This window comes from Streptomyces sp. NPDC091272 (assembly GCF_044757485.1).
Classification (GTDB): Bacteria; Actinomycetota; Actinomycetes; order Streptomycetales; family Streptomycetaceae; genus Streptomyces.
Genome location: NZ_JBIVVC010000004.1, coordinates 200,719 through 214,602, shown reverse-complemented (window position 1 = coordinate 214,602; position 13,884 = coordinate 200,719). Strand labels below are relative to the sequence as shown.

Below are 13,884 nucleotides of genomic sequence, written 5' to 3'. Positions count from 1 at the left end.
TGCCTACGTGAGGCCCAGCGCCGGCATCAGGTAGTAGAAGGCGAAGACCGCCGACACCGCGTACATCGCGACCGGTACCTCGCGCCCGCGCCCGGCCGCGAGCCGCAGCACGCAGAAGCTGACGAAGCCGATACCGATGCCGTTGGTGATCGAGTACGTGAACGGCATCATCAGCATCGTCAGGAACGCCGGGATCGCGATCGTGTAGTCGCTCCAGTCGATGGCCCTGATCGAGCCGGACAGGATCAGGAAGCCGACCGCGAGCAGGGCCGGGGTGGCCGCCTGCGAGGGGACCATCGTCACCAGCGGGGTCAGGAAGAGCCCGATCGTGAAGAGGCCGCCGGTGACCATGTTGGCGAGCCCGGTGCGCGCGCCCTCACCCACACCCGCCGTGGACTCCACGAAGCAGGTGGTGGCGGAGGAGGACGTGCCGCCGCCCGCGGCGACGGCCAGACCGTCGACGAGCAGGACCTTGTTGACGCCGGGCAGGTTGCCCTTCGCATCCGTCAGCTTGGCCTCGTCGCCGACCGCGAGGATCGTGCCCATCGCGTCGAAGAAGCAGGACAGGAGCACGGAGAAGACGAAGAGGACACCGGTGAGGATGCCGACCTTCTCGAAGCCGCCGAACAGACTGACCTGACCGACCAGCCCGAAGTCGGGCGCGGCCACCGGGTTGCCGGGCCACTCGGGCGTCGTGAGGCCCCAGCCCTGGACGTCGGCGACCGCGTTGATGATCATCGCGACGACGGTCATGACGACCATCGAGATGAGGATCGCGCCGGGCACCTTGCGGGTCAGCAGGGCCAGGGTCAGCAGCACACCGAGCACGAAGACGAGCACCGGCCAGCCGTCGAGGTGGCCGCCCACGCCGAGCTGGAGCGGCACGGTGGTGTGCGCGACGTCCGGCATCCGGGTCACGAAGCCCGAGTCGACGAGGCCGATCAGCATGATGAACAGGCCGATGCCGATCGCGATGCCCTTGCGCAGTCCGAGCGGCACCGCGTTCATCACGCGCTCCCGCAGGCCGGTGGCGACCATCAGCATGACGATGACACCGGCGAGGACGACCATGCCCATCGCGTCCGGCCAGCTCATCTGCGGCGCGAGCTGGAGGGCGACGACCGTGTTGACGCCGAGGCCCGCCGCGAGCGCGATCGGGACGTTGCCGATGACGCCCATCAGGAGGGTGGAGAAGGCGGCGGTCAGGACGGTCGCGGTGACCAGCTGGCCGTTGTCGAGCTGGTGCCCGTACATGTCCTTGGCGCTGCCGAGGATGATCGGGTTCAGCACGATGATGTACGCCATCGCGAAGAAGGTGGCGAGACCACCGCGCAGCTCGCGGGCGACCGTCGAACCCCGCTCAGTGATCTTGAAGAACCGGTCGAGTCCGTTGACCGGCCCCTGCGGCTGCGCCTGCGGCGACTCGGGGACGGGCGGCTGCTCGGCGGCATCCACCGGGGAGCTGGCGGGGGGCATGCGTGACCTCACGGAGAGAAGGCAGGAGTGGGGCGGTATCCGGTCAGACTTGGATGTTCCGACGAATGGAACAAGTCAATCCAGAGCACATTCAGTATGAATGCATAAGGAGAAGATCGGTATCTCCGCGCGTAGACCCATGCGGCGCCCGGCCCGCCGGGCTTCGGCGGGCCGCTGCGGGGGCGCGGCCTACACTGACTCGCATGGCGAAGTGGACAGCGAAGCACGAGGCACCCGAGCCCCTGGAGGGGCCCGTCGTAGGCACCGTCGTCGGTGGCACGATCATCTGGTTCGTGATCTTCCTCGCCCAGGCCGCGTTCTACGGCTGGTTCGCCGACCGCGACCTGACCTGGTGGTACTGGACGCCGCTGGCCGGCGCGGGGCTCGGCCTCATCGGCATCTGGTACGTCCGTGGACGTGACGCGGCACTGAAGCGGTTCGCGGCCGAGAACGCGGCGCGCGAGGCTGCGGCGGCCGGGGGGACGACGGGACCGGCGGGAGCTGCGGGATCCGCGGGTCCGGTCACCCCGGGCTCGTAGGACGCCGGGGTCCGCGGGGCCGTCACCCCGGGCTCGTAGGACGCCGGGGTCGGCGGGGCCGGTCACCCCGGGCTCGTAGGGCGACGCGTACGGCACTTCGCGCCGAGCGATCGGCACGGTAACGCCGCGGGGCCGCACATGTGGTCACCCCGCAGGACGACCGGCATGGTCACCCGGTGGGACGAGAGCGTCCTCCGCCGGTCTGATCTTGCGTCCGGTGGCCCTGAAATCCGCCCACTCGACGGGTGCGGGCGAACATCCGCCCGTACCGTCGGAGCCATGACGCACATCGACGCGGGCTCGGAGCTGGACCCCGTACACCCGGTGAGACTCCCCGCCCCGGAAGGCTCCGTCGCCGTGCGCGCGACTGGACTGACCGCCGCCGAGGTGGCGGAGCGGATCGCGCGGGGCGAGGTGAACGACGTCCCGGTGCGCAGTTCGCGCTCCACGGCGGAGATCGTCAGGGCGAACGTCCTCACCCGCTTCAACGCGATCATCGGCGTGCTGTGGATCGTCATGCTCTTCGTCGCGCCGATCCAGGACAGCCTGTTCGGCTTCGTGATCATCGCGAACACCGGCATCGGCATCGTGCAGGAGCTGCGCGCCAAGAAGACCCTGGACGGGCTCGCGGTCATCGGTGAGGCGAAGCCGACCGTACGGCGCGACGGGGTGCCGGCCGAGATCTCCACCTCGCAGATCGTGCTCGGTGACGTCATCGAGCTGGGCCCCGGCGACAAGGTCGTCGTCGACGGCGAGGTGGCGGAGGCCGACAACCTGGAGGTCGACGAGTCGCTGCTGACCGGCGAGGCCGACCCGGTGCTGAAGAAGCCGGGCGACGCGATGATGTCCGGCTCGTTCGTGGTCGCGGGCGGCGGCGCGTTCACCGCGACGAAGGTCGGCCGGGAGGCGTACGCGGCGCAGCTCGCCGAGGAGGCGTCCCGTTTCACCCTCGTCCACTCCGAGCTGCGCTCCGGCATCTCCACGATCCTCAAGTACGTGACGTGGATGATGGTCCCGACCGCGCTCGGCCTGATCATCAGCCAGCTGGTCGTCAAGGAGAACGACTTCAAGAACTCGGTGGCCCGCACCGTCGGCGGCATCGTCCCGATGATCCCCGAGGGCCTGGTGCTCCTCACCTCGGTCGCCTTCGCGATCGGTGTCATCCGGCTCGGCCGCAAGCAGTGCCTGGTGCAGGAGCTGCCGGCCATCGAGGGCCTGGCTCGTGTCGACGTGGTCTGCCTCGACAAGACGGGCACGCTGACCGAGGGCGGCATGGACGTCACGGAGCTCCGGCCGCTCGGCGGGGCCGACGAGGCGTACGTACGGCAGGTGCTGGGCGCGCTGGGCGCGTCCGACCCGCGCCCCAACGCGAGCCTTCAGGCGATCAAGGACGCCTACCCGGACGAGGCCGGGTGGCGGGTCCGGGAGTCCCTGCCCTTCTCCTCCGCGCGCAAGTACAGCGGGGCGGCCTTCGGCGAAGGCGGCGGCGGCGAGGACTCGACCTGGCTGCTGGGCGCCCCCGACGTACTGCTGCCCGCCGGCGACCCGGCGCTGACCGAGATCGACGAGCTGAACGCGCAGGGGCTGCGGGTACTACTGCTGACGCGGGCGGCGGGCGGACTGCACGCCCCGGACGCGGGCGCCGGGGCCACGGCGACCGCCCTGGTCGTCCTGGAACAGCGACTGCGCCCCGACGCGGGCGAGACCCTCGCCTACTTCGCCGACCAGGACGTGGCAGCCAAGGTCATCTCCGGCGACAACGCGGTCTCGGTCGGCGCGGTCGCCGGGAAGCTGGGTCTGGCGGGCGCGGAGAACACCGTCGACGCCCGCAAGCTCCCCAAGGACCAGGGCGAGATGGCTGCGGCCCTGGACTCGAACGCCGTCTTCGGCCGGGTCACCCCGCAGCAGAAGCGGGACATGGTCGCCGCCCTCCAGTCCAAGGGGCACACGGTCGCCATGACCGGCGACGGCGTCAACGACGTCCTCGCGCTGAAGGACGCCGACATCGGCGTCTCGATGGGCTCGGGCTCGGAGGCGACGCGGGCCGTCGCCCAGATCGTCCTGCTCAACAACAGCTTCGCGACGCTGCCCTCGGTGGTCGCGGAGGGCCGCCGCGTCATCGGCAACATCACCCGTGTGGCGACCCTCTTCCTGACGAAGACCGTCTACTCGGTGCTGCTGGCCGTCCTGGTGGTGTGCTCGCAGGTCGAGTACCCGTTCCTGCCGCGTCACCTGACCCTGCTCTCCACCCTCACCATCGGCGTCCCCGCCTTCTTCCTGGCCCTCGCCCCCAACAAGGAGCGGGCCAAGCCGCACTTCGTGCAGCGGGTGATGCGGTACGCGATCCCGAGCGGGACGATCGCGGCGGTGGCCACCTTCGCGACGTACCTGATCGCCAGGTCCTACTACACCGGCCCCGACGCGCTGGCCGCCGAGACGAGCGCGGCGACGCTGACGCTGTTCCTGGTGTCGATGTGGGTGCTGGCGATCATCGCCCGCCCGTACACGTGGTGGCGCGTCGCGCTGGTCGCCGCGATGGGCCTGGGCTTCCTGATCGTGCTGGTCGTGCCGTGGCTGCAGGACTTCTTCGCCCTGAAGCTGATCGGCACGACGATGCCGTGGGCGGCCGTGGGCATCGCCGCGGTCGCGGCGGCGCTGTTGGAGGGGGCGTGGCGGTGGGTGGGGAGGAAGTGGCCGGAGTAGGCCCAGGCCTACTCCGGGCGGCCGGTGGGGGCGGGCGTTGCCTGCGGCGCAGGCCCCTCCCCGCCCCTTCCCGAAACCGCTCGCCGCGGGGCGGGTGCACGGGCTGCGCCCGCGCGTCCTCAAACGCCGGACGGGCTGAGATCCGGCCCTCACCGAAACCGCCCGGCGCAGGGCAGGCGCACGGGCTGCGCCCGCGCGGTCCTCAGACGCCGGACGGGCCGCGGGTCAGTCGAACCACCTGTTGCATGCCAGTTCCGCGGACCGGGAGTCGTCCTCCAGCAGGGCCGCCACCTCGAACCGCCTCGGCCACTGGCCAGCCGCCCAGGCGAGACCCGCCGCGACACCCTCCAGCGTGGACGCGTGGATCTCGCCGTCCGGGGTCCTGCGCCAGTCCAGTTCCACGCCGCCCGCGTGCAGTTCCTCGTGCTCGACATAGGTCGCGGGGGTGGTCCGGCCGAGCAGTTCCCGCACCGGGCGCGGCACCTCGTGCACGGTTCCCTCGGAGGTGACCTCCGCCGGCACCGTCTCGCTGAGACGCCGCACCTGGAGGAGTTCGGCGAGCTGGGCCGCGCGGGCCGGGGCGACCGGCAGCAGCGGCAGGCCCGAGGTGAGCGGAAGCAGGTCGGGGGCGTCGACGATCAGCGCGTCGGCCGCGTCCACCACCTCCACCCGCCCGTCGGTCACCACGCACAGCTCCTCCGGGATGGTCACCTGCTCCGGGTCGAGGTCCGCCAACGCCGTGTACAGCGCGTGCAGCTGGGCGGGCACCACCTCGCTGCGCGGGTCGGTCATCCGGCCCAGCAGCTCCGCCGCGCCGCCCGGCTCCGCGAGCAGCGAGGTCAGCGTGGTGCGTACGCCGAGCGCCCGGAGCACCTGCTCGTCCTCGAAGCCGGTCGCGTCCGCCTCGTCGTACAGACCCTCCAGGAGCGCGTCGCCGCCCGCCGCCAGCAGGCCCGCCGGGCGCCGCCCGTCCAGCACCGGGTGGTCGCGCAGCCACCACGCCGTGTACGGGCGTACGGACCGCGTGGTGCCGTCCGGCAGCAGCACCCGCACCTGCTGGGTGAGGGCGTCCCGCAGCGGCGGGCGCGCGAGCAGGGCGAGCGCCTGCGGCCACTTGTCGTCGTCGACCAGTTCCAGGTCGCGCACGGCCACGATCTCCGTCGCCACCGGCGGGAGGGGGGTCTGCGGCAGCTGGTCGAGGATGTCCTCGCACCACACGTCCACCGCGTCGAGGAGTCCCGCGTCGTCCGGCTCCGCGAAGTCCCCGTCACGCGGTTCGAACTCGTCCGGGTCGAGCACCACGTCCGTCGCCCGTACGAGCGCGAAGGTGGCCAGCACACCGACGGCGGCGAGCGTGGCGCCGCCCCACCGGTCCGCCAGTTCCGCGTCGACGAGCGCGAGCTCGTCCTCCCGCATGACCTGCGCGAAGTCGCTCTCCGGGAGCACCAGTTCACCGGCGGGGCTGAGTTCGCCGTCCTCGTCGGGCAGGGCGAGAGCGGCCAGCCAGGGTTCGTCACCCGGGGCGAGGTCCGCGTCCCGTACGAGGGTGAGGACGACCTCCGTCAGCTCGTCGGCGTCGAGTGCGTCCTCGTCCCACAGGTCGGCGCCGTCCATCGAGGCGGCGACCGCCGCCCTCACCTGGGGGGTGGTCAGGACGGCGCGCGGTGTCGCGGGCAGCGCGCCCAGCTTCTCCAGGAGCGGGTGCGCGGCCTCGGCGTGCGCCACCCGCAGCCCGAGGCGGGCCAGCCGGGCGGGTGACGAGGTGTCGGGCAGCGGCAGCAGCACCTGGCGCGGACCGACCGCGGTACGCCCGTCGGCCAGCGGTACGGGAAGTCCGGCCAGCCGGTCCGGGTCGACGCCCGCCAGCGAGTCGTACAGCCGGTGCCACCAGCCGGGCGCCCGCTCGGCGCCCCCGATCCGCTCGACGGCGTCCCCGAGCGGGAGCCGGCCCACCCCCAACGTCCTGAGTTCGGCGCGCCGTTCCAGCCCGGCGGGCAGCAGCGTGGGCAGCACCTCCGCCAGTACCCGTACGGTCTCGTCGCCCGCTCCCTCCACGACCTCCGCCTCGAAGGGTCGCAGCGCGGGCTGCTCCTCGGTGGGGGCGGCCGGCGGCAGGAACGGGACGCGGGGCAGCCTCGCGACGATCGCGGCCCGCAGCGCACCGTCCAGCTCGCCCTTGCCCAGCGGTCCCGGCACGAGATCGATGGTCCCGACGGACACCGGCTGCCAGCCGCCGAGCAGTTCGGCGTACGAGTCCGCCGCCCGCTCCACGAGGAAGTCCAGCAGCGGTCCCGGCGCCGGGTGGCGGCGGGTGGTGTCCAGCGGCAGGGACGCGATGAGCAGGGCGGGCACGCCCAGCGGCTCGTCGGTCGGTGTCGGCGCGTGCACGAAGCGGGCGGTGCGCGGCAGCAGCGGTGAGCCGTCGTCGTCGACGGGGACGGCCCAGGTGAGGGACCAGTGCGGGCGCAGCCGTTCCTCCACGGGGCGGTCGGCGAGGAGAGCGCGGGTGAGGGCGCCGGACGCGGTGGCCGTGCGCCACCTGGTCGTGCCGTGCGCGCTGTCCTCGACGTGCACGTACGCGCCGTGCACCGACCGGCGCAGTACCCGCTCCCCTTCGGGGGTGTCGACGACCACCTCGTTCAGTCCGGGCAGCGTCAGCAGGAGCGCATCGTCGACCGCGGCGAGCAGGTGCTCGACCAGGGCGACGGCCGCGGGGTCGCGCAGCGGGAGCACGACGACCGTGTCGTACCCCTCGGGCGCGGCCCCCTCGGCGGGCAACGGCAGCCGCAGCAGCGGCACATGGCCGTCGCGGCGGCGGAGTTCGTCGGCGAGCCCCGGGCTGCGCAGCGCGGAGTCCTCGGTCATCCCGCGGGCCTCGGCGAGCGACCAGCGCACGCCGCCGTGCCGGCCGAGCACGGCGGGCTCGTCACTGACCGCGAGCACCGCGGCGAACCCGACGCCGAAGCGGCCGACGGCGCTGTCCGTGTCCTCGCGCTTGGCGGAGGCGCGCAGGGTGCTGAGCGACTCGGCGCCGGCGGCGTCGAGCGGGGCGCCGGTGTTCGCGGCGGCGAGCAGGGCGGGCGCGTCCGCGGTGGCCGGGTGCAGGGTCAGCCGCAGTCGTCCCGCGGTGCCCGCGCGTCCCGCCGCGTCGGCCGCGTTCTGCGCCAGCTCCACGACGAGCCGGTCCCGGTAGCCGCCGAGCGCGAGGTCCTCCTCCGCGTTCGCGTCCTCCCGGAACCGGGCCGGGGTCGTGCGCCAGGCGTCGAGCACCCCGCGCCGCAGCCGGGCCGTGCCGAACGGGTCGCCGGGACCGCCCTCGTGCGCCCCGCTGCTGTCCGTCCCCGATGCGCTCACGGTGCTGCTCCTCTGTCGTGGTCTGCGGCGTGCAAGGTACCGCGCGCCGACCATTGCCCCTGCCCGGTGAGCAGCCGGACAGTCCTCCCCGGTCAGGAGTGACCCAGGTCCTCCGCCTCGGGGTCCGCGACCCCGGGAACGGATCCGCCCGCCGGGTCCGGCCGCAACGGGAACGCGTCCACCGCCATCGAGTCCAGCACCGGCCCCGTCGGCTTCGGCGTCTTCGGCATGACGGCCGCCTCGGAGTGCCCGCCGCAGCCGTACGAGAGCGAGACGACATGGCCGTCCGCCGGGCCGAACTCGTTCGCGCAGATGCCGAAGGCCTGACCGAGCGAGCCGGCCACCGGGATCAGGAACGCGCAGGAGACACAGGTCGCGGGGGCCGCCTGCGCCATCGGGGTCTTCGCCCCGTACTCCTCGTCCCAGCGGTCGGCCGCCAGGTGCAGGCCGTAGCGGGACAGCACCCGGGCCCTGCGCATGCCGAGTTCCTCGGCGACGGAGGTGATCGAGCCCCGGACCGGGACGGCGGCGACCGGAGCGGTCAGCTCGGCGTCCTCGGCCTCCACGACCTCGGCGAGGGCCTGGGACTCCATCTCGTCGGAGAGCAGGGAGTTCGGCGGCGGGGTGTCCTCGCCGGTCCAGCCGGGCTCCAGACGGAGGTCTTCCGCCTCGGTCGGCAGGAGGTCGCCAGGACCCATGTCGCCGGGGCGCAGCCGCTCGCTCCACGGCACCCATTCGGGTGCCTGGAGGGAGTCGGGGCCCGGCAGCAGGACCGTCTCGTCGAGGGTGACGAACTTCGCGCGGGAGGCACGGGCCACCGTGACGGCCCAGCGCCAGCCCCGGTATCCGGGCTCCTTGGCCTCGAAGAGGTGGGTGACCACCCGGTCGCCCTCGGCGAAGAGAGTGACGTGCTCGCCGACCACCCCGGGGAAGGCGGCCTCCTCGGCGGCCTCGCGCGCGAGGTCGACCGCTTCGGCGCACAGACGGTCAGGGGTACGGCTTCTCGTCGTCGCAGCACTCACAGGTTTCGCTTCTCTCCTACGCCGTATCACGGGTGCGCCTGCCGAGGAGCGATGCAGATGGATGTACGAGCCGCGGGCGGAGCGGACCAAAGGGCCGCGTCGACGTCCACGCCCGACCTATCTACTGCCTCGGGCACACCTTCCGCCATCCATTCTGCGGGATCGCTGAGAGGCGCGCGGCCGAGGACAACCGCCGGTGGCGCGCTACGCACGCTACCCCCTCAGCCGCCGCCATCCCACCTGCACGTCCGAATCCTGGTTCGGGTCGGGCGGTGGGCGCGCGGCTTTGGGGCACTATGACGTGGTGACCCCCGCACGTCTCTCGTCACGTTCGTACGTCCCGACCGGGCCGCTGCGCAAGGCGGGCCGGGCGGTCGGTCGCGCCCTTCACCTGCCGTTCACCGGTACGGCGCGGGGAATCCGGCGGGCCACGCACGCGCACGGCGCGGGTGAGTCGGGGCTCGGAAAGCTCATCGAACTGCACGCCGTCAACGGCGCGGGCGACGTATTGATCACAATCGCACTCGCCTCGACCGTGTTCTTTTCGGTACCCACGGACGAGGCACGGGGGCGCGTCGCGCTCTACCTCGCGATCACCATGGCGCCCTTCACCCTGCTGGCCCCGGTGATCGGTCCGCTCCTCGACCGGCTGCCGCACGGGCGGCGGGCGGCGATGGCGGGCGCGATGCTGGCGCGGGCGGTACTGGCGCTGGCCATGTCGGGGGCGGTGGCCACCGGCGGCATCGAGCTGTATCCGGCGGCGCTGGGCGTGCTGGTGGCCTCCAAGGCCTACGGGGTCGTACGGAGCGCGGTGGTGCCCAGACTGCTGCCACCGGTCTTCTCGCTGGTCAAGGCGAACTCGCGGGTGACCCTCGCCGGGCTGCTCGCGACCGGGGCGGCGGCCCCCGTCGGGGCGGCGCTCCAGCGCGTGGGGCCCGCCTGGCCGCTGTACGGGGCGTTCGTCGTCTTCGTCGCCGGCACCTTCCTCGCCTTCTCGATGCCCGGAAAGGTGGATTCCGCGAAGGGTGAGAGGCGGGCCCATCTGGCCGCGGAGCATCCGGGTGAGCCGGAGGCGCCGGAGCGCCCCGGGCGGGGCCTGCGGGACGTGGGCCCGTCCGTCGTGCACGCCCTCCAGGCGAACGCGGCACTGCGCGCGCTCTCCGGGTTCCTGATCTTCTTCCTCGCCTTCCTGCTGCGCCAGCACCCGCTGGACGGCCGGAGCGCGGCGATCTCGCTGGGGATCGTCGGGGTCGCGGCCGGTCTCGGCAACGCGGTGGGCACGGCGGTCGGCGCCTGGCTGAAGTCACGGGCGCCGGAACGGATCATCGCCACGGTCCTCGGCATCGCGCTGGGCGTCTCCGTGCTGACGGCCGTCTTCTTCAGCGGGCTGCTGGTGGCGGTGCTGGGAGCGACGGCAGGGCTCTGCCAGGCGCTGGGCAAGCTGTCGCTCGACGCGCTGATCCAGCGGGACGTGCCGGAGTCCGTACGGAACTCGGCGTTCGCCAGGTCCGAGACGCTGCTCCAGGTGGCATGGGTGGTGGGCGGCGCCATCGGCATCGTGCTGCCGCTGGTGGCCTGGGTGGGAATGAGCGTGGCGGCGGGTCTGGTGGCCATCGGCGTACTGCTCTCGGTCCACGGCCTGCTGAGCGCGGGCCGGCCCTGAAGGGGCGCGGGGAACTGCGCGATCAGCCATGACGCTCCCGCACGGCAGCGGACAGCGGCTGCCGCGGACGCTCCGCGCGAACTCGCCCACCCCGCCCGGAGGGCCCCCGCGCAGCCCGGCCCTGTTCGGGCGATAGCCTTCGCGCATGACCGTTGCGTTGTTCTCGGGCAAGGCCCGCCGTACCGCTGCCGCCCTCGGCGTTGTCTCCGCCGGGCTGCTCGTCCTCTCCGCCTGCGACAAGCCGACCCCGCGCGCCACCATCACGGTCGGCTCCGACTCGGTGAACTCCGAGGCCGCCTGCTACGCGCACGGCGACGAGGGGATCGGCGAGCAGGAGACCCCGGGCTGCCTGAACAAGAAGCCCACCAAGTCCGTCAAGGTCTCCATGGAGGACAAGGTCCGCCTGGGCGTCGACCCCGAGGTCGCCGAGAACGGCTGGACGGTCTTCATCAACGGTCAGCCCGCCGAGCAGGAGCCGTTCAAGAAGACGTACCGCTCCATCCCCGGCAACGCGTTCTTCAGCACCGGTCAGCAGGGTGCCGCGCCCGCCAAGGAGGCGACGGTCAGCATCGTCGAGACCGGCGGCAAGAAGCTCATCGGCGTGTGGAGCTTCAAGCTGGAGAAGGCTTCCTGAATCCCGTGAATGTCCTCGTCGTGACCGCGGTACCCGCTGAGCGGGACGCGGTCACGCGTGCGTCCGGGGGGTACGACGTGATCGCCGGCGGGGTCGGTCCCGCGGCCGCCGCCGCGGCCACCGCCCGCGCCCTGGCCACCGCCCCGTACGACCTGGTGGTCTCCGCCGGGATCGGCGGCGGGTTCGCCGGCGTCGCGCCCGTCGGCTCCGTGGTCGTCGCGGACGCGATCGTCGCCGCCGACCTGGGCGCCGAGACCGCCGAGGGGTACGTACCGGTCACCGGGCTCGGCTTCGGGACCGTGGAACACCTGCCGCCCGCCGCCCTCGTACGGCACGCGGCGCGGGCCGCCGGCGCCGCCGTCGGTACCGTCCTCACCGTCTCCACCGTGACCGGCAGCGCCGCCCGCGCCGCCGAACTGCGCGCCAGGCACCCGCATGCCGCGGCCGAGGCGATGGAAGGCTTCGGGGTGGCGGAGGCCGCCGCCCTGTTCGGGCTGCCGGTGCTCGAAATCCGTGCCGTCTCCAACGCCGTGGGCCCGCGCGAGCGCGACGCCTGGCGGATCGGGGACGCGCTGACCGCGCTGGGCGACGCGTTCGGGAAGCTCAGGCCCGTAACCGAGAGTTGGACACCGTATGACCACTGACACGGCAGCCACCGAAACGGCACAGCTGAAGATCGCTTTCTCGCCCTGCCCCAACGACACCTTCGTCTTCGACGCGTGGGCGCACGGCCGGGTGCCGGGAGCGCCGGAGCTCGACGTCACCTTCGCGGACATCGACATCACCAACGGCATGGCCGAGCGCGGCGAGCTCGACGTACTGAAGGTGTCGTACGCCGTGCTGCCGTGGGTCCTGGAGGAGTACGCGCTGCTGCCCTGCGGCGGGGCGCTCGGCCGGGGCTGCGGGCCGCTCGTGCTCACCCGTGAGCCGGGCGGCGACCTGACCGGGAAGACGGTCGCGGTGCCGAGCGAGCGCTCGACCGCCTACCTGCTGTTCCGGCTCTGGGCGGCCGACGTCCTGCCGGGCGAGGTCGGCGAGATCGTCGTCCTGCCGTTCGACCAGATCATGCCCGCCGTGCGGGACGGCCGGGTGGACGCGGGCCTGGTCATCCACGAGGCGCGGTTCACCTACCAGGACTACGGGCTGCACAAGCTCGCCGACATGGGCGAGCACTGGGAGGCCACCACCGGGCTGCCCATCCCGCTCGGCGCGATCATCGCCAGGCGTTCGCTGGGCGAGGCGCGGCTGCGGGAGCTCGCCGAGGCGGCGCGGACCTCGGTGCGCATGGCGTGGGACGAGCCGGAGGCCTCCCGCCCGTACGTCACCGCCCATGCGCAGGAGATGGACCCGGCCGTCGCCGACCAGCACATCGGTCTCTACGTCAACGAGTTCACCGCCGACCTCGGCGCGGACGGGTACGCGGCGGTGCGCGGGCTCCTGGAACGCGCGGCGGCCGAGGGGCTCGTACCGCCCCTCGGCCGTGACGCGCTGAGTTTCCCGTAGCGCGGCAGGGGTTCACCGCGCGGGCCGGCGCGGGCCGGCCCGGCTACACGTCGAGCTGGTCCGCCACCGCCCGCAGCAGACCCGCGATCTTCGCGCCCGCCGCCTTGTCGGGGTAGCGGCCCCGCTCCAACTGCGGGGTGATGTTCTCCAGGAGCGTCGTCAGGTCCTGCACGATCGACGCGAGTTCGTCGGGCTTGCGGCGCTGCGCCGCGGCCACCGAGGGAGCCGGGTCGAGGACCGTCACGGACAGGGCCTGGTCACCACGCTGGCCCGCGACGACACCGAACTCGACGCGCTGGCCGGGCTTGAGACTCTCGACACCGGCCGGGAGCACCGAGGAGTGGACGAAGACGTCGCCGCCGTCGTCGCGCGAGAGGAAGCCGAAGCCCTTTTCGCCGTTGAACCACTTGACCTTGCCGGTAGGCACCGTCTGTCCTCGTCCTCGTACTCGTCGGGTCCGGGGAAGCCGCGAAAACGGCCCCGGATAGCACTACAGCGGGTCACCGTCGACCCGCCACTCACCAGGCTAATGCTCTGTACGCCGCTGACAAGAGTCGCCGGAAGCTTCGTCAGGGCTGGGAACTACCCTTGCCGGGTGAGCTATGAAACCCCCGCGGCACGGTCCGCGAAAGACAGTGACGCCGGCGATCGGCTGGTTCGCGTCGGTGCCGTCGTCTTCTTCGTCGGCGCGGTAGCCACCCTGGTCACGGTGGCCCCGCTGTTCCTGAAGACCGAGCCGTTCCCTTCGGTGGCGTACGCGGTGTGCATGCTGATGGGCGTCGGATTCGTGATCGCGGCGGCGGGCGTGCTGCGCTCGATCGCGGCGCAGCGGGCGGCGGCCGCCCCGCGGGGACGCGGCTGAGGGACTCGGCGGGGGCGTCGGCGAGGGACGTTACGGAGGGGTGCCGCGGGGCCGCCGGCGAGGGCCGGTGGCCCGGGGAGCGGCCTGTGACCGGCGGGTGTCAGGCGCGGGCGCTCGCGCCTGTGACC

Annotated in this window: 11 protein-coding genes; 7 read left to right on the top strand and 4 right to left on the bottom strand. The window is 72.9% G+C overall.

Annotated features, from left to right (window positions below):
• Positions 1-3: 3 nt before the first annotated feature.
• Positions 4-1,476 carry an NCS2 family permease gene (locus ACIQM4_RS14080; protein ID WP_401590684.1) on the bottom strand — a complete coding sequence of 491 codons (1,473 nt, stop codon included), beginning with the start codon at positions 1,474-1,476 and terminating at the stop codon, positions 4-6.
• Between the two features lie 203 nt (positions 1,477-1,679).
• Between ACIQM4_RS14080 and ACIQM4_RS14075 the strand changes: the two genes are divergently transcribed.
• Together ACIQM4_RS14075 and ACIQM4_RS14070 are read left to right on the top strand one after the other, a co-directional pair.
• Positions 1,680-2,015, top strand: a complete 336-nt coding sequence (locus tag ACIQM4_RS14075; RefSeq protein WP_401590681.1) for a DUF2530 domain-containing protein — start codon at positions 1,680-1,682, stop codon at positions 2,013-2,015.
• A gap of 279 nt (positions 2,016-2,294) precedes the next feature.
• The gene (locus ACIQM4_RS14070) at positions 2,295-4,718 is read left to right on the top strand and encodes an HAD-IC family P-type ATPase (protein ID WP_401590678.1); all 2,424 of its coding nucleotides are present in this window, start codon (positions 2,295-2,297) and stop codon (positions 4,716-4,718) included.
• 225 nt (positions 4,719-4,943) lie between these two features.
• Here ACIQM4_RS14070 and ACIQM4_RS14065 read toward each other — a convergent pair whose 3' ends face one another.
• Both ACIQM4_RS14065 and ACIQM4_RS14060 read right to left on the bottom strand, forming a co-directional pair.
• Positions 4,944-8,072 (bottom strand): sacsin N-terminal ATP-binding-like domain-containing protein, encoded by a 3,129-nt coding sequence (locus ACIQM4_RS14065; protein ID WP_401590676.1) that lies wholly within the window; start codon positions 8,070-8,072, stop codon positions 4,944-4,946.
• A gap of 92 nt (positions 8,073-8,164) precedes the next feature.
• Positions 8,165-9,094 carry a DUF3027 domain-containing protein gene (locus ACIQM4_RS14060; RefSeq protein ID WP_401590673.1) on the bottom strand — a complete coding sequence of 310 codons (930 nt, stop codon included), beginning with the start codon at positions 9,092-9,094 and terminating at the stop codon, positions 8,165-8,167.
• A 286-nt stretch (positions 9,095-9,380) separates the two neighbouring features.
• Between ACIQM4_RS14060 and ACIQM4_RS14055 the strand changes: the two genes are divergently transcribed.
• The 4 genes from ACIQM4_RS14055 (at position 9,381) to ACIQM4_RS14040 (ending at position 12,894) form a co-directional block, all read left to right on the top strand.
• Positions 9,381-10,757 carry an MFS transporter gene (locus ACIQM4_RS14055; protein WP_401590670.1) on the top strand — a complete coding sequence of 459 codons (1,377 nt, stop codon included), beginning with the start codon at positions 9,381-9,383 and terminating at the stop codon, positions 10,755-10,757.
• Positions 10,758-10,902: 145 nt separating this feature from the next.
• A complete protein-coding gene (locus ACIQM4_RS14050) occupies positions 10,903-11,391 on the top strand; it encodes a DUF2771 domain-containing protein (RefSeq protein WP_401590667.1) in 489 nt (162 codons plus the stop codon).
• 5 nt (positions 11,392-11,396) lie between these two features.
• Positions 11,397-12,035: a futalosine hydrolase gene (locus tag ACIQM4_RS14045; RefSeq protein WP_401590665.1), complete on the top strand. Its 639-nt coding sequence runs from the start codon at positions 11,397-11,399 to the stop codon at positions 12,033-12,035.
• Positions 12,025-12,894: a 1,4-dihydroxy-6-naphthoate synthase gene (locus tag ACIQM4_RS14040; RefSeq protein ID WP_401590662.1), complete on the top strand. Its 870-nt coding sequence runs from the start codon at positions 12,025-12,027 to the stop codon at positions 12,892-12,894. The genes ACIQM4_RS14045 and ACIQM4_RS14040 overlap by 11 nt, the downstream gene beginning before the upstream one ends.
• 43 nt (positions 12,895-12,937) lie before the next feature.
• Here the strand turns inward: ACIQM4_RS14040 and ACIQM4_RS14035 are convergent, their stop codons facing one another.
• Positions 12,938-13,321 carry a cold-shock protein gene (locus tag ACIQM4_RS14035; RefSeq protein WP_185029282.1) on the bottom strand — a complete coding sequence of 128 codons (384 nt, stop codon included), beginning with the start codon at positions 13,319-13,321 and terminating at the stop codon, positions 12,938-12,940.
• Between the two features lie 168 nt (positions 13,322-13,489).
• On the opposite strand from ACIQM4_RS14035, the gene ACIQM4_RS14030 reads away from it, so the two are divergent.
• Positions 13,490-13,756 (top strand): hypothetical protein, encoded by a 267-nt coding sequence (locus ACIQM4_RS14030; RefSeq protein ID WP_401590659.1) that lies wholly within the window; start codon positions 13,490-13,492, stop codon positions 13,754-13,756.
• Positions 13,757-13,884: the final 128 nt, after the last annotated feature.

Excerpts from the sequence above, each read along its gene's own strand:
- ACIQM4_RS14070 (WP_401590678.1), top strand. The coding sequence starts at position 2,295 with ATGACGCACATCGACGCGGGCTCGGAGCTGGACCCCGTACACCCGGTG.
- ACIQM4_RS14080 (WP_401590684.1), bottom strand. The coding sequence starts at position 1,476 with ATGCCCCCCGCCAGCTCCCCGGTGGATGCCGCCGAGCAGCCGCCCGTC.
- ACIQM4_RS14040 (WP_401590662.1), top strand. The coding sequence starts at position 12,025 with ATGACCACTGACACGGCAGCCACCGAAACGGCACAGCTGAAGATCGCT.
- ACIQM4_RS14050 (WP_401590667.1), top strand. The coding sequence starts at position 10,903 with ATGACCGTTGCGTTGTTCTCGGGCAAGGCCCGCCGTACCGCTGCCGCC.
- ACIQM4_RS14075 (WP_401590681.1), top strand. The coding sequence starts at position 1,680 with ATGGCGAAGTGGACAGCGAAGCACGAGGCACCCGAGCCCCTGGAGGGG.